Annotated in this window: 15 protein-coding genes; 14 read left to right on the plus strand and 1 reads right to left on the minus strand. The window is 41.5% G+C overall.

All coding sequences use genetic code 11. The features are described 5' to 3' along the window. Positions 1-66 precede the first annotated feature (66 nt). Together G628_RS0107370 and G628_RS0107375 are read left to right on the plus strand one after the other, a co-directional pair. Positions 67-753, plus strand: coding sequence for a hypothetical protein (locus G628_RS0107370; RefSeq protein ID WP_026666855.1), 687 nt, complete (start codon positions 67-69; stop codon positions 751-753). A 42-nt stretch (positions 754-795) separates the two neighbouring features. Then, positions 796-1,860: a lactonase family protein gene (locus tag G628_RS0107375; protein WP_026654705.1), complete on the plus strand. Its 1,065-nt coding sequence runs from the start codon at positions 796-798 to the stop codon at positions 1,858-1,860. A gap of 42 nt (positions 1,861-1,902) precedes the next feature. Here the strand turns inward: G628_RS0107375 and aroC are convergent, their stop codons facing one another. Then, positions 1,903-3,000 (minus strand): chorismate synthase, encoded by a 1,098-nt coding sequence (gene aroC, locus G628_RS0107380; RefSeq protein ID WP_026654706.1) that lies wholly within the window; start codon positions 2,998-3,000, stop codon positions 1,903-1,905. Positions 3,001-3,227: 227 nt separating this feature from the next. Here aroC and G628_RS18085 point away from each other — a divergent pair, with 227 nt between their 5' ends. From G628_RS18085 to G628_RS0107440, 12 genes are all read left to right on the plus strand, one after another. Beyond that, on the plus strand, positions 3,228-4,343 hold the full coding sequence (locus G628_RS18085) for a M15 family metallopeptidase (RefSeq protein WP_051199078.1): 1,116 nt from the start codon (positions 3,228-3,230) through the stop codon (positions 4,341-4,343). A gap of 9 nt (positions 4,344-4,352) precedes the next feature. Further along, positions 4,353-5,534, plus strand: a complete 1,182-nt coding sequence (tgt, locus tag G628_RS0107390) for a tRNA guanosine(34) transglycosylase Tgt (RefSeq protein WP_026666854.1) — start codon at positions 4,353-4,355, stop codon at positions 5,532-5,534. Positions 5,535-5,636: 102 nt separating this feature from the next. After that, positions 5,637-6,011, plus strand: coding sequence for a preprotein translocase subunit YajC (gene yajC, locus G628_RS0107395; RefSeq protein WP_026654709.1), 375 nt, complete (start codon positions 5,637-5,639; stop codon positions 6,009-6,011). A 122-nt stretch (positions 6,012-6,133) separates the two neighbouring features. Beyond that, positions 6,134-7,237, plus strand: coding sequence for a 3-isopropylmalate dehydrogenase (gene leuB, locus G628_RS0107400; protein ID WP_026654710.1), 1,104 nt, complete (start codon positions 6,134-6,136; stop codon positions 7,235-7,237). Beyond that, a complete protein-coding gene (locus G628_RS0107405) occupies positions 7,215-8,912 on the plus strand; it encodes a glycosyltransferase family 39 protein (RefSeq protein WP_027208850.1) in 1,698 nt (565 codons plus the stop codon). The genes leuB and G628_RS0107405 overlap by 23 nt, the downstream gene beginning before the upstream one ends. Before the next feature lie 20 nt (positions 8,913-8,932). Further along, complete coding sequence (ilvD, locus tag G628_RS0107410) at positions 8,933-10,609, plus strand: dihydroxy-acid dehydratase (RefSeq protein WP_026666851.1); 1,677 nt, start codon at positions 8,933-8,935, stop codon at positions 10,607-10,609. Positions 10,610-10,642: 33 nt separating this feature from the next. Further along, entirely contained in the window at positions 10,643-12,325 is a 1,683-nt protein-coding gene (gene ilvB / locus G628_RS0107415) for a biosynthetic-type acetolactate synthase large subunit (RefSeq protein WP_027208851.1), read from the plus strand. Positions 12,326-12,349: 24 nt separating this feature from the next. Then, positions 12,350-13,891 (plus strand): L,D-transpeptidase, encoded by a 1,542-nt coding sequence (locus tag G628_RS18090; RefSeq protein ID WP_026654714.1) that lies wholly within the window; start codon positions 12,350-12,352, stop codon positions 13,889-13,891. Positions 13,892-13,953: 62 nt separating this feature from the next. Beyond that, the gene (locus tag G628_RS0107425) at positions 13,954-15,543 is read left to right on the plus strand and encodes a L,D-transpeptidase (protein WP_026654715.1); all 1,590 of its coding nucleotides are present in this window, start codon (positions 13,954-13,956) and stop codon (positions 15,541-15,543) included. A 384-nt stretch (positions 15,544-15,927) separates the two neighbouring features. Further along, entirely contained in the window at positions 15,928-17,010 is a 1,083-nt protein-coding gene (serC, locus tag G628_RS0107430) for a 3-phosphoserine/phosphohydroxythreonine transaminase (RefSeq protein WP_026654716.1), read from the plus strand. A gap of 1 nt (position 17,011) precedes the next feature. Beyond that, on the plus strand, positions 17,012-18,181 hold the full coding sequence (locus G628_RS0107435; RefSeq protein WP_026666849.1) for a phosphoglycerate dehydrogenase: 1,170 nt from the start codon (positions 17,012-17,014) through the stop codon (positions 18,179-18,181). A 2-nt stretch (positions 18,182-18,183) separates the two neighbouring features. Beyond that, complete coding sequence (locus tag G628_RS0107440) at positions 18,184-19,425, plus strand: DUF1015 domain-containing protein (protein WP_027208852.1); 1,242 nt, start codon at positions 18,184-18,186, stop codon at positions 19,423-19,425. Positions 19,426-19,473 lie beyond the last annotated feature (48 nt).

A 19,473-nucleotide genomic window follows, 5' to 3' on the forward strand; every position in this document is an offset into this window, starting at 1 on the left:
TAATTATAAATATAAAAACAAAAAGAGAAGAGACAATAAGATTAAGATAAGACGGAGGAAAAATTTATGACTGGAATGAAAAAAAATCTTATTACTGCGCTTAGTACATTTTTGGTTGCGGGATCGCTCATGTCGGTTAATGCACATGCGGAAAGTGATCTCCCTATGTACTTTGACTTTGGGGATACTGTAATTAACATGAACGCAGGTAGCGAACACACAATGCATATGAGGTCCAAATTTAACTACACATATCATCTCGGACCTCACACAAGCGCAGGAACGTACCTTGAGTGCTCATTCAAGAGCGGAACACAGGATGTTATTTTCCATGTTGGCGCCGATGAACAGGCTAAAGACGTACCTTTCTATTTCTATATCGATGATGCAAAGGTTCAGTCAGACGGCACATATGACGAGGTTCTTGTACGTGTAGGAAATGCCGCTCAGGTTTCTGAGTCTGTTCAGGTTGAGCTTGCTAAGAAAGCAACAGGAACAGTAAAGAAGAACGGAAACGTTGCAATGCTTTACAATGATAAGGATGTTGCAATGGCATCATTCTCTCTTACAAACGGAAACGGACAGATGGCAACACTTTCATTAAAGGGCGTTGCAGTTAATGAGGGTTCAAAGTACTTTGATGTTGTTTCTGCAACAGATTCCACACCTGTTATTTCAGAATCAGACAAAGCTGTTATGGCAGCAAACGGATTTGCCGGTGTATGCGTAAACGGCAAGTATAAGAATTGGTAATTCTTAGATATTTCAATAAACATTCAGGAGGCATGTTGTAAAATGGCTGGAAAAGACAAGTATGTGGCTTATGTATCTAGCTACACTTCCGGACTTGGTTCCAAATATGGAATTAAAATTTATGACGTTGATATGAAAAACGGCAGATTTAAGGAGAAGCAGAAGGTTGAGATAACCAATTCATCTTATATTGGAATATCTCACAATAAGAAGACGCTTTATTCCATTACGGATGCGGGCGTTGAGGCTTATCATATTCTGCCCGACGGTGGCCTTGAGTTTTTGAATGAGGCTTCTATCAACGGAATGCGCGGATGTTATCTTAATATGGATCAGGAAGACAATTTCCTTTTGACAGCCGGATATCACGATGGCAAGGTGACAATCCTTAAGCTTAATAAAGACGGAAGTATCGGTGAGATTACCGACGAGAGATACCACAAGGGTCTTGGAACGGCAGCCGGAAGAAACCACGTGCCTCACGTTCAGTGTATTAAAGTATCTAAGGATAATAAGTATCTTCTTGCAGCTGATCTTGGAATGGATAGAGTTAATGTATATTCTCTCAATGTAGAGTCCGGCAAGATCAAAGAAGTTGATGTTATCCATTGCGATCAGGAGTCATCACCGAGACATATGCAGTTCTCTAAGGACGGAAGATTTCTTTATGTGTGCCTTGAGCAGAAATGCGGCATAGAAGTATATGAGTACGTAGATAACAACGGAGATCCCGAGTTTAACAAGATTCAGACTGTATCAAATTCAGATGAAGCCGATTCTATCGGTGTTGCAAGCAGTGCGCTTACATTCTCTGAGGATTACAACTATCTTGTAAGCTCAACAGCGGGAGAGAATAACGTAATTATCTACAAGGTTGATAAAGAGACGGGACTTCTTACAAAGAAGATCCAGCTTCCTATCGCGGGTGAATATCCTAAGGATGCTGCGTTGTTCCCTGACAATAAGCATCTTGTATCACTCAATCATGAGTCGGATTCAATGACATTCTTTAAAGTGGATCCCGAGGCAGGAACTCTTGTTATGAACGGACCCGAAGAACCCGTAAAGAGACCTAACTGCATCGTATTCCACAAATTAGAGGGATAAGAAACTAACTGCCATATGCTGAACGCATATGGCAGTTTTTAACTACTTATAGAAATTGATTATGTTTTGGGCCTTTGCGGACATGTTGGAGATAAGGAGATCGAGGAGAGTGAAAGCACACATGCTTTCGACTACTACGACGGCTCTTGGAACTACAACAGGGTCGTGACGGCCTTTTATGTTTATTTCGATGTTTTCACCGGATTTGTTGACCGTGTTCTGGGAACGGGCAATGCTGGGAGTAGGTTTTACGTAAGCTCTGAGTATAATTTCGCTTCCGTCTGACATTCCTCCGAGTATTCCACCTGAATTGTTTGTTTTTTTGTTAATCTCATTATTTTCGATTACGAATTCATCGTTGTTTTCTGAACCGTAGAGTCGTGCTGCTTTTGTTCCGCATCCGATCTCAACGGCTTTAACTGCGCCGATACTCATAACGGCTCTTGCAAGGAGGGCATCCAGTTTATCAAATACGGGCTCACCGATTCCTGCGGGAACACCTTTTATACGACACTCAATAACACCGCCTATTGAATCCATGTTTTCGCGACATTTCATGATAAGATCCATTGCCTTTTTGTCAGCGTCCGCATCGGGCATAGAAGTGGGAGTTGTGTATATTGTGTTTCTGTCAAAGTTACTTTCGTTTATCTCTACGTCTCCGATAGAACGTGTATAAGCAAAGACATCGATTCCCATTTCGCCAAGCATTTTCTGACAGAGAGCGCCTGCAGCGACTCTTCCGATAGTTTCTCTTCCGGATGAGCGACCGCCTCCTCTGTAGTCTCTGAAACCGTATTTTTCATCAAAACAATAGTCTGCGTGTCCGGGGCGGTAGTAGCTTGCAATCTCGCTGTAATCCGCGGATCTCTGAGAAGTGTTTTTTACCATCATCGATATGGGAGTTCCGGTTGTCTTTCCCTCAAATATTCCGGAAAGAATGTGGACTTCGTCGTCCTCTTTTCTTGAAGTTGTGGCAGATGAAGTTCCGGGCTTTCTTCTGTCGAGAAACTTCTGAATATCTTCTTTTGAAAGATCAAGCCCTGCGGGGAAGCCGTCAACAACGACTCCGAGTGCTTCGCCGTGGGATTCTCCCCAGGTTGATATTGTTATGTTTTTTCCGAGTGTTGAACCTGACATAGGTATCCTTTCATATTGTGTGAGAATTTTTGGAATATACTATATATAGCGCATTGCAGCGCGTAATTTGCTATAAAAAATGATGTAATAAACGCTAAATTGTTATATAATTATATAGACGTTATAACAAAAATGGCGTATAACGTGGAGCAATTCGCATAACATATCATATTATATGCGTTGTCATATTACAAGCCAAGTATCCGAAATGAGAGGGGATTTCCGATATGAACGCTAGTAGCTTGCAGATGAAGCTTGCCTATAAAAATAAAATTTTTTCCAAGGTGAAAAGTTTTAACAGAAAACACAAAGCACTGACCTTTTTGGGCATTGCTTACGCTTTTACGGCAATAGCACTTTACGATATTCTTTTTTACTTCTACAGAAGCAGTAAGAGGTATATTTGTCTTGCGTGCGGATTGCTGTTTTTTGTATTTAGCAGCAGTTTTTCGTATCCCGCGATGTCACTCAATATCAGTTTCGCTTCGGATGTGAGTATAGACGGGTATTCTTCCGATACGGAAGAAGTGCTTTCAAGTGAGGAAGTTGCGGAGTCCGATGCCGAGCTTGCGGTAAGCCAGGATGTTGATTCCGAGCTTATCAAAGAAGCTATGGAGAGTGAGAATCCCGATGTTGCGGAGGCTGAGCACCTAGATCCCGAGAAGCAGGCTTCTCTTTCACAGATTCTTGAAGCGACGGACGATGGCACGGCAGTGCCTGAAAATACGGATGACGGTGTTAATCTGTCATATCTTGGGGTTACGAACTTTGACAGCAGCGATTGGAAGATAATGCTTGTAAATAAGCAACATCCGATTCCCGATGATTATGATTTTCCGCTTGGAACAATCAGCGGAACAATGAGATGCGATGAGCGAATTATTGCACCGCTCCTTGAGATGATGAGAGCTGCAAATAAAGACGGGGTGGCACTTATCATTTGTTCTCCTTACAGAGACAGAGACAGGCAGACGATGCTTTTTAACAACAAGGTCAGCAGGTACATGGAAGGCGGAATGAATTATATGGAAGCATATAATCTTGCTTCTCAGGCGGTTACTGTTCCCGGATCTTCGGAGCACCAGATAGGCCTTGCGATTGACATTATCACGGAAGGGTATTCAAGTCTTGATGAAGGCTTTGGCAATACGCGTGCTGGAAAGTGGCTTGCAGACAACAGTTACAAGTACGGATTCATCTTAAGATACCCTGCCGGAAAAGAGAATATTACAAGTATTGAATTCGAACCCTGGCATTTTAGATATGTAGGGGTTGACGCGGCGACTGTTATACATGAAAATGGTATCTGTCTGGAAGAATTCTGGAATACTTATGTTAATTAGAGGATTTATATGTACAAAATTGTAAATAAGGACGGAAACGCCAAGAGTGCTACTTTTTCCACTGTGCACGGTGAGGTACAGACTCCCGTATTTATGAATGTTGCAACCGTTGCGGCAATAAAGGGAGGTGTATCCACAAGAGACCTTGAGGAAATCGACACTCAGGTTGTTCTTTCGAACACGTATCATTTGCACTTAAGACCGGGAGATGATCTGATATACAGAATGGGCGGACTTCATAAGTTTATGTCATGTAACAAGCCTATTCTTACAGATTCAGGCGGATTCCAGGTCTTTTCTCTTGCTAAGACGAGAAAGATAAAAGAAGAGGGAGTATACTTCCATTCGCATATCGACGGACACAAGCTGTTCATGGGACCTGAGGAGAGTATGAGAATTCAGTCTCATCTGGGATCGACGATCGCTATGGCTTTTGATGAGTGTCCTTCTGCAAAGGCTGAGCACGAATACGTTCAGATGTCTGTGGATAGAACGACGAGATGGCTTGAGCGATGCAAAAAAGAAATGGACAGGCTGAATGGCCTTCAGTATACGGTTAACCCGCATCAGATGCTTTTTGGAATCAATCAGGGAGCTATTTTTAACGACATCAGGATAGAGCATGCCAAGAGAATCAGAGAGATGGATCTTGACGGATATGCGGTCGGCGGTCTTGCTGTTGGCGAGAGCCACGAGGAGATGTACGATGTTCTTGAGAATGTTGTGCCTTTCCTTCCCGAGGACAAGCCTACATATCTTATGGGCGTGGGAACTCCCGCAAATATCCTTGAAGCTGTTGACAGAGGAGTGGACTTCTTTGACTGCGTTTATCCCAGCAGAAACGGAAGACACGGACATCTTTATACCAAGAGAGGTCACATCAACATATTAAATGCCAGATATGAACTTGATGACACTCCTATTGAAGAAGGATGTAACTGTCCTGCGTGCAAGAACTATTCCAAGGCTTATATCAGACACCTTCTTAAGGCTGGAGAGATGCTTGGAATGAGACTTTGTGTTCTTCATAATCTGTACTTTTACAACAATCTGGTAAAAGAGATCAGAGAGGCAATAAGAAACAACAATTATCAGGCTTACAAGAAGAAAACCTTAGAAGGAATGATGGAGTTTGATTCTGTGGCAAAAAGTGAGTCATACAATATTGCCCGAAATTGGAGAAAAGGTTAAATTTGTAATGTGTCCGGATGAATTTTGACTACTTGAATTTGCCGTTTCTTTCTAGTATTATTGTTTGGTATATAATTAAAGAATAAGTTTTTGGAGGATGTTATGTTATTATATTTTACTGAAGCAGCAACAGAGCCTGTTTCTGCAGGTTCTGCAATTGTACCGACATTACTTTTTTATGCTGTGGTAATGGCAGTGTTCTATTTCCTGCTTGTTCGTCCCAACAGTAAAGAGCGTAAGCAGAAAGCGCAGGTATTGGCTGCATTGGCTGTAGGTGACAGCGTAAGAACCACAGGTGGTTTTATCGGAACTATCATTGACATCAACGACGATATGGTTATTGTAGAGTTTGGTAACAATAAGAATTGTCGTATCCCCATGGTTAAGGATGCAATTGTTGAAGTTGAGAAGCCCGAGGACGCAATCGCTTCTTCAAACGATAGCACCAAGGATTCAAAGAATTCAAAGAAAAAGTAATTAAATTTTGATTCTGTTAAGCCTGATTGGTGCTTGCGCACTCAATCGGGCTTTATTGCATAATGAGATGAAAAACATTAAGTTATGACTTAAAAAATACATTATAGAAAAGAGATACGGGTATGAAGCTTAATATTACATGTATTCCGGGTGACGGAATAGGACCTGAAATTGTTACCGAAGCAAAGAAAGTTCTTGATAAAGTTGCTTCAGAATTTGGACATTCCATAGAATATAAGGATATTCTGATGGGCGGTTGTTCAATCGATGTTCACGGGGTGCCTCTTACAGATGAGGCTATTGAAGATGCAAAGGCTGCCGATGCCGTGCTTATGGGATCAATCGGCGGTAATACATCAACATCTCCTTGGTATAAACTTGAGCCTTCACTCAGACCTGAGGCAGGTCTTTTGAAACTCAGAAAGGCTCTTAATCTTTTTGCAAATTTGAGACCTGCATATCTGTATCCTCAGCTCAAGGATGCATGTCCTTTGAAAGAGGCTGTTGCGGATAAAGGTTTTGACATGCTCATTATGAGAGAGCTTACAGGCGGCCTTTACTTTGGTGACAGATTTACCAAGGAAGAAGAGGGAGAGCTTGTAGCTACAGATACTCTTGTTTACAGAGAGAGTGAGATCAGAAGAATTGCAATCCGTGCTTTTGATGTTGCAAGAAAGCGCAGAAAGAGCGTTATTAGCGTAGATAAGGCCAACGTTCTTGATTCTTCAAGACTTTGGAGAAAAGTTGTTGAAGAGGTAAAGAAAGACTATCCCGATGTGACACTTGAGCACATGCTCGTTGATAACTGTGCCATGCAGCTTGTAAAAGAGCCTACACAGTTTGACGTTGTTCTTACAGAGAACATGTTCGGTGATATTCTTTCCGATGAAGCAAGTATGATCACAGGATCTATCGGAATGCTTCCGAGTGCTTCACTTAACGATACAAGCTTCGGACTGTATGAACCCAGTCACGGAAGCGCTCCCGACATTGCGGGAAAAGATATTGCAAATCCCATTGCCACTGTACTTTCTGCGGCAATGATGCTCAGATATTCCTTTAACCTTGATAAGGAAGCGGATGCTATAGAAAATGCCGTTCGCAAGGTTTTGGAAGACGGTTACAGGACAACAGATCTTTTGCCTAAGGGTCAGGAAGATAACTTTAAACTTGTCGGTTGTCGCATGATGGGAGACTTATTGGTTGAACGGATCGGTAATTGCTAAAACTGAAAAGAAAATAAATGAACTTCTTCCGCAAAGTCCAGAGGGAATGGCGGTTACTCTTTTTGTGATCGCGATGGCTTCTTATTATCTGTGGAGAATGTTTGCGATAACTCCGAATTACGATGAGCTTTACACATATTATAATTTTGTTTCGAGAGGCCCTTTGTATTCAGCTATACATTGGCCTCTTCCGAACAATCATGTGGGATATTCGATCCTTTCAGCGATGCTGTATCGCTGCGGCAATTCTTACATAGCTTTAAGGGGTGTGTCATATGTTGCAGCCATTGTAAATCTGATCCTTGTATACAGGATCTGCAGGAAGTATTATTCCCATGCTATTCCGTTCGGAGCTGTCGTGCTCTATGCATCGATGCAGATAGTGAATGATTACAGCGTGCTCGGAAGAGGATATACACTTGCTACGACATGTTTTCTTCTTTCGATATATTACATAGGTTATATTTGCAGGCTGGGAGCCGATAAGAAGTCGTATTACTATTTGTTCGGAGGAACGCTGGTTCTTGGAATGTATATTGTTCCGAGCAGCATATACTGGGTTGTGCCGGTATGGGCTTCGGGCGCTATATTTCTTTTCATCAATGCGATGAGAAGTAAGGACGTATACAGTTCAATCTCCGAAAATATCTATTACGGGAAACTTCGTAAGCTGCTTGATACAGCGGTAGTTTCTATGACGATTGTCATATTGTTATATATGATAATTTGGTTCGCGATCGGATCTAACATACTTGTGAGTTCAGAAGATTCTGTATTTTTTGAATTATCTCATTTTAGTGTTATTATTAAAGCGCCTCTTAAATCAGTCATGACCGGAATGAGGTATATGATGTCTCATTCTTATATCCAAAGGCTTTCTTCGGCGGCTTTTGGGAAAGGGTTATGGTCATGGTTTATGAGCCTTTTAAATTCTTTGGTGCCGAAGTTTAGCATCATGACACTTTTATTCCTGCTGATAAGCCTGGGATGCTTGTTTTATGAATGCTTTAAACATTTTGAATACAGCAGGACTGTGATCAATCTTGTTGTTATCGTAAACCTGATGTTTCTTGGCATTGTTTTATTTTCACTTCGTACATTGCCATATCTTCGCATTTTTGGTTATGTTGCATTTGTTATTGTCTTGTGCGTCTGCACGGCGCTTGAAAGACTAATAAATGTGGGCATAAGACTGTATAACCGCAGAAAATTCATCGCAAGAGGTGATGAGGGAATAAAATCTCATGAAGAGATAGAGACGGTTGAAAAAGGCGATAAATGGTATTCGGGTATAGGAATTTATATACCTGTTATTGTAATAGTGATACTTTTTATTTTCAGATTTTTTGACCCCGGATTTAGTTGTCAGATAGCTGAAAGAGAAAACAATGTGTTCAATACGCTTTATGTCGCTGAAGTGACAAAGAGACAAAGTATCGCAGTGTTAGACTGTGATCAGCAATATCTTCTAAAGTTTGGCTGGGATATTGATTGTGACAAGACAGACGTTGAAGGCGCCGATTGCGTGCTGCTTGATAAGAATATGTTTGATCCGAATTATAACGGAGACGACCTTTGGAAGTTTTATCAGACATACAGGACGATTGATTGGGATTACCTGTCTTCAATGCACGTAAGATATGAGAATGACAAATTTATTTTATATATCAAGTAAAAGGAGAAAAGATTATGGCTATGAACAGTGACAGAGTTATGGAGGGCGTTCAGCAGGCTCCTCACAGAAGTTTGTTTAATGCTCTTGGATTTACTGAAGAAGAGAGAAAAAGACCTCTTATTGGAATCGTTAGTTCCTATAATGAAATAGTTCCCGGACACATGAATCTTGATAAGATCACGGAAGCTGTAAAACTTGCGGTAGCAGAAGCGGGCGGTATGCCTGTTGTTGTTCCCGCTATTGCCGTATGTGACGGTATCGCAATGGGACACATCGGAATGAAGTATTCTCTTGTTACAAGAGACCTTATCGCGGACAGCACAGAGTGTCTTGCAACAGCGCATGCTTTTGACGGAATGGTATGCATTCCAAACTGTGACAAGAATGTTCCCGGTCTTCTTATGGCGGCTGCAAGGGTTAATATCCCTACAGTATTTGTATCAGGCGGCCCTATGATGGCAGGAAGAGTTGATGGACATAAAACATCTCTTTCTTCAATGTTTGAGGCTGTAGGAAGTGTTTCTGCAGGAAAAATGACAAACGAGAAGCTTTGTGAGTACGAAGAGAAGGCTTGTCCTACCTGCGGTTCATGTTCGGGTATGTATACTGCAAATTCAATGAACTGTCTTACAGAAGCAATCGGTATGGGACTTCCCGGAAACGGAACAATCCCCGCTGTATACTCGGCTCGTATCAGACTTGCCAAGCATGCCGGCTACGCGGTAATGAATCTTATCGAGAAGAATATCAGACCAAGAGATATCATGACAAAAGAGGCATTTATGAATGCCATGGCAATGGATATGGCTCTTGGATGTTCAACAAATACAATGCTTCACCTTCCTGCGATCGCGCATGAAGCAGGCGTTGATCTTAATATGGAAATCGCTAATGAAGTATCAAGCAGAACACCTAACCTTTGTCATCTTGCACCTGCAGGTCCCACATATATGGAAGACCTCAACGAAGCAGGCGGTGTACTTGCGGTTATGTCTGAGCTTGTTAAAAAGAACCTTATCAATACAGATCTTATCACGGTTACAGGTAAGACAATTAAAGAAAACCTTGAGGGTGTAAAGAATCTCAATCCCGAAGTTATCAGACCTATTGAGAATCCATACATGCAGTCGGGCGGAATTGCCGTTCTTAAGGGTAACATCGCTCCCGATACAGGCGTTGTCAAGAAGTCTGCTGTTGTTCCCGAGATGCTTGTTCATGAAGGACCTGCAAGAGTATTCGACTGTGAGGAAGATGCTATCGAGGCAATTCTTACAGGTAAGATTGTGGCAGGTGACGTTGTTGTTATCAGATATGAAGGACCTAAGGGCGGCCCCGGAATGAGAGAGATGCTCAATCCTACATCAGCTATTGCCGGAAGAGGACTCGGATCATCTGTTGCTCTTATTACGGATGGAAGATTCTCAGGAGCCAGCAGAGGAGCGTCAATCGGACATGTTTCTCCTGAGGCTGCTGTCGGCGGACCGATCGCTCTTATTGAGGAAGGCGATATCATCAGCATCGATATTCCTAACAATGCACTTAATGTTAAGGTTTCTGACGAAGAACTTGCCAAGAGAAGAGAAAAATGGCAGCCTAGAGAGCCTAAGATCACAACAGGTTATCTTGCAAGATACAGAGAACTTGTTACAAGCGGAAACAGAGGAGCAATCCTTGAGATTCCCGGAACTTCAAAATAATTCGAATAAATCTTATAGGATGGTACATTTAAAATGCAGTTAAACGGGTCACAGATAGTTTTAGAGTGTCTTAAAGAGCAGGGAGTTGATACCATATTCGGTTATCCCGGCGGAAGTATTCTTAATATTTATGATGAACTTTACAAGCAGAGTGATGATTTTCTTCATATCAGAACTTCTCATGAGCAGGGAGCTGCCCATGCTGCAGACGGATATGCAAGATCTACGGGTAAAGTCGGCGTATGTTTTGCGACAAGCGGCCCCGGAGCAACGAATCTTGTAACAGGTATTGCTACGGCATATATGGATTCTGTTCCTATGGTAGCGATAACGTGTAACGTAAATCTTCCTCTTTTGGGAAAAGATACTTTCCAGGAAGCTGATATTGCGGGAATAACTATGCCTATCACAAAGCATGGTTTTATCGTAAAAGACGTAAAAGAACTTGCTGATACTTTGAGGAAAGCATTTAAGATTGCAAGCACCGGAAGACCGGGGCCTGTTATTGTAGATATTACAAAAGATGTAACAGCAAAAAGCTGTGAATTTAAAAAAATAAAAAAAGTTGCTGACAAATCGACGATAAAGACATATACTGATGATAACATTAATGTAACAATCAAAATGTTAAAAGCAGCAAAAAGACCTTTCATATATGTGGGAGGTGGTGCTATTATCTCCGGCGCTTCCAAAGAGGTATTGGAGTTTGCCGAGAAATTTGATTGTCCGGTTTGCGACACACTTATGGGCAAGGGGGCTTTCGACGGTACACATCCCCTTTATACCGGCATGATCGGTATGCACGGCACAAAAGCTTCCAATTACGGCGTAAGTGAGTGCGACCTGCTGGTTACTTTAGGAGCAAGATTTTCTGACAGAGTAACCGGTAACACTAAGACTTTTGCATCAAAAGCGAAGATTCTTCAGATAGATATCGACGCTGCTGAGATCAATAAGAATATCAGAACAAGTTATTCCATAGTCGGAGATCTGAAGGAGGTTCTTTCTGAGATAAACGCTAAGCTTGATCAGATGGATCACACCGAATGGAAGGAAAAGATAAACGGATACAAGGAAAAGTTTCCTTTGAGCTATGAGACGGATAAGCTCACATGCCCGTATATCATCGAGACACTTTATAAGCTTACTGAGGGTAATGCCATTGTTTCAACTGATGTAGGACAGCATCAGATGTGGACAGCCCAGTATTATAAGTTTAGAAAGCCAAGGACGTTCCTTACATCAGGTGGCCTTGGAACTATGGGTTACGGACTTGGAGCATGTATTGGTGCAAAAGTAGGAAATCCTGATAAAGTCTGCGTAAATATTACGGGAGACGGATGCTTCAGGATGAACATGCAGGAGCTTGCGACTGCATCGGGTTACGGCCTTCCTATTGTTGAGATCATAATAAACAACAAAGTTCTGGGAATGGTAAGACAATGGCAGACACTGTTTTATGAAAAGCATTATTCTCAGACGGTATTTGAGGATAAGGTTGACTATTGTATGGTAGCCAAAGCACTTGGTTGTGAGGCTGTCAGGATCACCAAGAAGGAGGAAGTTGAACCTGCTCTTAAGAAGGCATTAAGTTCAAAAGTACCGATCGTCCTTGACTGTGTTATTGAAGAGGATGACAAGGTATTTCCGATGGTACCTGCAGGCGCTTCAATTAGTGAAGCTTTCGATGCAAGCGATATAGAAGGGGAGAAGTAATTATGTTTTGGGGAAAGAGAGTAAATGAATGTACGGACAAAATTAATCGGGCGCATTGTGCTCCTGATTATTTCGGCGCTGTTAGTGCTCTATTTGATCATCGGGTACTACTACAGCAAAGGATTTCCTTGTGCAGCTAAAGTAAACGGAATTAAATGCACAGGAAAAAGCGTAGCGGAGGTGAATTCCGAACTATGTAAAACAATTCAGTATCCGGGAATAAATGTTGTTGACAGAAACGGTTCAACATTGTTTATCAGTGCTGAGGACCTTGGGTTTACAGTGGATTATACCGAAGAACTCAATAAGTTTATTTCCGAGCAGAATGCTTTATCATGGGGAGTATATGTTTTTAAAGGACTGACAGGCTCTGTACAGCCCAGTATCAGTTATGATAAAGAAAAACTTGATAATATAATCGCCGGATGGGATATATTTGTTCCTGATGAAACAAGGGATGTCTCTATTGTTAATACAGAAAACGGGTATGAACTTAAGAATACTCTTTTGAGCACTCCCATAAGGGAAAATATAGCTCAGGTTGTAGGCGATGCAGCTATGCAGATGCAAGGTGAGCTGGATCTTTCTTCCGAACAGTTTGAAAACTGCTATGAACCCGTTACGCTTACGGAAGAACAGCAGACAATTGTTGATTTCTACGGAAAGTTACAGCGAATCCTTAATTGCGGCATTACTTATCAGTTTGGAAATGATACAATTCCGCTTAAGGGCGAAGTTGTTAATGGATTTCTTTTGACTTATGATCAGCTCTCGGGAGATGTTTATGACTATGAGAATCCCGGGCTTGGAAGATTTATTTCCGGAAGTAATGAAGTTGGCATTTCGGCGGACACTGTTCGTGACCTTGAAGGCTTTGCCGTTACTTCGGACAATGAGCCGCTTATATCTGAGGCAAGACTCTACGATTTCTTTTACCAGAAGCAGAAATTGTGCGATGTGCCGACTATGCTTAGGAGGTATCAGAACGGTGAAGATGTCGATATAATTTGCCCGAAAGACAGAAACGGCAGTACTTTTGTATTTGATCATAATGCCGAATATAAACACTTGAAGGAAGCTTTTATGTCGGGATCGTTTGAACAGGAAGAGACCAGAAATCTTACGAATCCGAAGAAAGTTGATTTCTTCAATGCCAAGAAAGCACTTGGTGGAACATATATTGAACTTGATATAGCGAACCAACACCTGTATTATTATAGGAATGGAGAAGTCTATATAGATACTTTGATAGTATCCGGTACTATGCTTGGAGGTCACGGTACTCCTGCAGGTCTTTTCCATGTATATGATAAGCAAAGAAACAAAGTATTAGTAGGAGAGGACTATGAATGTCCGGTTGAATATTGGATGCGTTTGACCGACACTGGAGTAGGCATTCATGATGCTTGGTGGCAGGAATCGTTTGGCGGTGAGATATATCGTGAATCAGGATCGCACGGATGCATAAATTGCCCTCCTTACATAGCTCGTCTTCTCTATGAAAATGTTAAAGAGCAGACACCGGTTATTGTTTATTACAGAAGCTCGGTGACTTACTCATACTAGTGTTCTGTCAGGGCGATCGGACGGTCAGTCGGGCGGATCACTTAAAGAATACGAGAGAGTGAATGAAAGATAAGACTAAACTAATCGTGCGAATTGCAGCCCCGGCTTTTGCCGGATTGGTTGTGCTGTATCTGATCATCGGATATTTTTACAGCAAAGGTTTCCCTTGCTGCACCTGGGTTAATGGGGTGTATTGCACGGGAAAGAGTGTTGAACAGGTTAATTCCGAATTATGCAGTAAATTTGATTATAAAGGAATAACCATTAAGGATCAGAACGGTGCAACACTTTTTGTAAGCGCTGAGGATATGGATTTTAATATAGATTATACGGATGCGCTCAAAGAGTTTATTAAGAATCAAAATGCTTTGTCATGGGGAATATATATTTTTAAGGGACTTGCCGGCCAGGTTGAGCCCAACATTACCTGTGACGAGAAGAAACTTGCAAAGATAGTTGGGGATTGGGAAATATTTGTACCTCAGGATACTCTGGATGTGTCCATTGTTAAAAACGATAAAGGGTACGAGCTTAAGAACGAATTATTGTCGGTTCCGAATAAGGACAATATTATTAAGGCTGTAGATGTCGCTGCGCTTAATGCTGCGGAAGATATAGATCTTAATGCAAAGGAGTATAAGGACTGTTACGGACCTATCAAACCTAATGCCACGCAGCAGGAAGTTATCGATCTTTATTCGAAGATTGAACCGATCATTAACTGCAATATTACTTATGTGTATGGAAGTAAAAAGATTCCTTTGAAAGACGGAACCGCAAGTAAATTCTTGCTTACGAACGAGGAAATGAAGGAAGGCACGGAAGATTATGAGTACGATAATCCGGGACGCGGCCGTTATATTGCGGGCAGCTCAGAAGTGGGCCTTTCGGATGTTCGTAATCTTCAGGGATTCGCGGTTACTCAGAATGGTGATCCTTTGATCTCCGAAGCGAGAATTTATGATTTCTTTTATAAGATGGTTAAGGCCGGTTATACCGCAGACGCTCTTGAACGCTACAAGAACGGCGAGGATGTTGAGATAATGGTTCCCAAGAATAATCGTGCCGGAAATCCGAAAATCTTTGATAACGTCGCTGAATATAATTACCTGAAGAAGGTATTTATTTCAGGAGCGGGCAATACGAAGATTGACGAAAAGAAAGATGACAAGAAGGACGATAAAAAAGAAGAAAACAACGATGAGACCGGAGAAGAAGTAAGGGAACTTACCAATGAGAAAAAGGTCGATTGCATCGATGCCAAAAAAGATCTTGGTGATACATATATTGAAGTGGATGTTACCAATCAGCATTTGTATTACTATGTGAACGGAGCGGTAAGTATCGAGACAGATATTGTTACCGGTGATATGTCCAAGGGACACGGAACTCCGAGTGGATTCTATAATGCTTACGATAAGCAGAGAGAGAAGACACTTAAAGGCGATGATTATGAGACACTTGTTCATTATTGGATGAGACTTAATAATGCGGGAATCGGAATTCACGACGCATACTGGAAGCATGAATTCGGAGGCGATGTCTATTTGCATAACGGATCGCACGGATGCATAAACTGTCCTCCGGACATGGCGGAACTGTTGTGGAACAATGTAAAAAATAAGACACCGGTAATTGTTTATTACAGATGATCGATAAATTATTCATAAGTTTTATATGAGAATGTATTTATGAAATTCTCTCGACGATGTTTATGGACGTTGTCGAGAGAATTTTTTTTAAAAATATGCAGAAAAAATTTAAAATAATTGAGAAAAATTTCAATTTTTTGAGAGGACGTTTTTGAGAGATATAATAAAAATATATTTGCTCAAACGCAGTTAATATATGCACTTGCAGAAAAATGATTCACGGATGAATAAAAAAGTGTGTATTAATAATGCGACTAAAAATAATAAAATAACACGCATTATGGAATGACGTTCTTGACATTTTTTTATTTGAGTATAGAATGAAATTTATGAGTTATTTTAGTAAGTTAAACTATTAAATCGTCTATAGGAGGACAAAAAGAAATGTCTAGAGTTTATAATTTTTCTGCCGGCCCGGCAGTGCTTCCTGAGGAAGTGCTTAAGAAAGCAGCAGCAGAGATGCTTGATTACAACGGATGTGGTATGTCTATCAACGAGATGAGCCACAGATCAAAGACTTTCGATGAAGTTATTCAGACTGCAGAGCAGGATATCAGGGATCTTATGAACATCCCCGACAATTATAAGGTTCTCTTTTTACAGGGAGGCGCAAGCCAGCAGTTCGCAGCAGTTCCTCTTAACCTTATGAAGAACGGCAAGGCTGCATATATTGTAACAGGTCAGTGGGCTAAGAAGGCTTATCAGGAGGCTCAGAAGTACGGAGAGGCTATTGAGGTTGCTTCAAGTGCCGATAAGACTTTCTCATACATTCCCGATTGCTCAGATCTTGATATTCCTGAGGATGCTGACTACGTTTATATTTGTGAGAATAATACAATTTACGGAACAAAGTTCAAGACACTTCCCAACACAAAGGGACATATTCTTGTTTCCGACGTATCATCATGTTTCCTTTCAGAGCCTGTTGATGTAACAAAGTATGGCGTTATCTACGGTGGTGTTCAGAAGAACGTTGGACCTGCAGGTCTTGTTATCGCTATTATCAGAGAAGATCTCATTACTGATGATGTTCCCGCATACACACCTACAATGCTTAAGTGGAAGACTCAGGCTGACAACGGATCTCTTTACAACACACCTAACTGCTGGAGTATCTACATGTGTGGTCTCGTATTCAAGTGGCTCAAGGAACAGGGCGGTCTTGAGGAGATGAAGAAGAGAAACGAAGCTAAGGCTAAGGTTCTTTATGATTATCTCGATCAGAGCAAGATGTTCAAGGGAACAGTAAGACCTGAGGACAGATCACTTATGAACGTTCCTTTCGTTACAGACAGCGAGGAGCTTAACGCTAAGTTCATCAAGGAAGCTACAGCTGCCGGATTTGTAAGCCTTAAGGGACACAGAACTGTTGGCGGAATGAGAGCCAGCATCTATAACGCTATGCCTATCGAGGGTGTACAGAAGCTCGTAGAATTCATGGCTAAGTTTGAAAAGGAGAACAGCTGATATGTACAAATATAAATGCATGAACCCGATTGCAAAGATCGGTCTTAATAATTTCACAGATGAGTACCAGACAGTAGATAATGTTGATGACGCAGAAGGCATTCTTGTTAGAAGTGCCAACATGCTTGAGATGGAGTTCTCAGATAACCTTCTTGCTATCGCAAGAGCAGGTGCAGGTGTAAACAATATTCCTCTCGACAGATGTGCTGAGAAGGGTATTGTTGTATTCAACACTCCCGGTGCAAATGCTAACGGTGTTAAGGAGATGGTTCTTGCTGCAATGCTTATCGCATCAAGAGACATCATCGGAGGAACAGAGTGGGTTAAGGCCAATGCAGGCGATCCTGACATTGCAAAGCTCACAGAGAAGTCAAAGAAGAAGTTCGCAGGAACTGAGATCTTTGGTAAGAAGCTTGGTATCATCGGACTCGGAGCTATCGGTGTAAGAGTTGCGAATGCTGCAAGACAGCTTGGTATGGATGTTTACGGATACGATCCTTATCTTTCAATCGATGCTGCTTGGAGACTTTCATCTGACGTTAAGCACGTAACAAATGTTGATGATATCTATTCAAAGTGCGACATCATCACTGTTCATGTTCCTGCGCTTGATTCAACAAAGGGAATGATCAATGCCGAAGCAATCGCTAAAATGAAGAAGGGAGTTATCATTATCAACCTTGCAAGAGATATCCTCTGCAACGAAGTTGATGTTCTTGCAGGAATCAATTCAGGTAAGATCCGCAAGTATGTAACGGATTTCCCGAACCCTACAACATCAGGTCACGACGGATGTATCGTTATTCCTCACCTTGGAGCATCTACAGAGGAGTCTGAGGATAACTGTGCGGTTAAGGCTGTACTTGAGCTTAAGGATTACCTTGAGAACGGTAACATCAATAATTCTGTTAACTATCCCGGATGTGATATGGGAATTGCAACAAAGCCCAGAATTGCTATTTTCCACAAGAATGTAGCAAATATGATCAGCCAGTTTACAACAGTACTCGGCGAGGCCGGTTATAATATTTCAGATATGACTAATAAGTCAAAGGGTGATTTTGCTTATACTCTTATTGACCTTGAAGACAAGATAACAGATACACTTATCAAGAAGATGGAAAAGATTGACGGTGTTATCAGAGTCAGAGTTGTAAAGAAGGAAGCATAATTATGGCAGACATCAAACCTTTTAAAGCGTATAGACCAACAAAGGATAATGTGGGAAGAGTTTCGGCTCTTCCCTATGATGTTTTTAGCAGGAAAGAAGCATATGAAGAGGTAAAAAAGAATCCCGATTCATTTCTTGCTATAGACAGACCGGAAACTCAGTTCGCTGAGGACTACGATATGTATGCTCCGGAAGTGTATCAGAAGGCACATGATATGCTCTGGGGACAGATTGAAAGCGGCGTCTTTGAACAGGACGAAACTAACTGCTATTACATTTATGAGCAGACAATGAATGGCAGAACACAGACAGGTATTGTTGCATGTGCATCTATTGATGATTATCTGAACAATGTTATCAAGAAGCACGAGAATACCAGAGCTGAAAAAGAAGAAGACAGGATAAAGCATGTTTATACCTGTGAAGCACAGACGGGACCTATCTTTTTGTGCTACAGAAATAACAAGATGCTTAGCGACCTTGTAGACAAGATCAAGGAGGTTGATGAGCCTGTTTATGATTTTACATCTGATGACGGTGTAAAAAACAGAGTGTGGATCATTTCTGATCTTGAAGAAACCGAGACAATTTGCAGAGTGTTTGCAACAATAGACAGTATCTATATTGCGGACGGACATCACAGATGTGCTTCTGCAGTCAAAGTTGGGCTTAAAAAGAGAGAAGAGAACGCCGGTAAGGTAAAGGGAAAGCAGCAGTATGATTATTTCCTCTCAGTTCTTTTCCCTGACAATGAGCTTATGATCATGGATTATAACAGAGTTGTAAAAGATCTTAACGGACTTACGGCCGGTGAGTTCCTTGGTAAGCTTGAAGATATGTTTGATATCGAAAAAGCTTCTGACGCGGTTAAGCCATCATGCAAGGGCGAGTTTGGCCTTTTCCTTGAAGATAACTGGTACAAGCTTGTTGCAAAAGAGCATATAAAAAAGAGCGATGCGGTTGAAGGTCTTGATGTATCTCTTTTGCAGAATGAGGTCCTTTCTCCTATTCTTGGAATCGGTGATCCGAGGACGGATAAGAGAATTGATTTCGTTGGCGGAATAAGAGGACTTAAAGAGCTTGAGGACAGGTGCCACAAGGATATGAAGCTTGCGTTTTCGATGTATCCGACATCAATTGCTGAACTGTTTGATGTTGCGGACGCGGAAAGGCTCATGCCTCCCAAGTCAACATGGTTTGAACCAAAGCTTCTCAGCGGATTATTTATACATGCTTTGATATAAAATCAAAGCATGTATGCAGATATCATGTAAAATTGTCTGAGCAAATCA

Source organism: Butyrivibrio hungatei NK4A153 (genome assembly GCF_000424465.1).
In the GTDB taxonomy this organism is placed as follows: Bacteria; Bacillota; Clostridia; order Lachnospirales; family Lachnospiraceae; genus Butyrivibrio; species Butyrivibrio hungatei_A.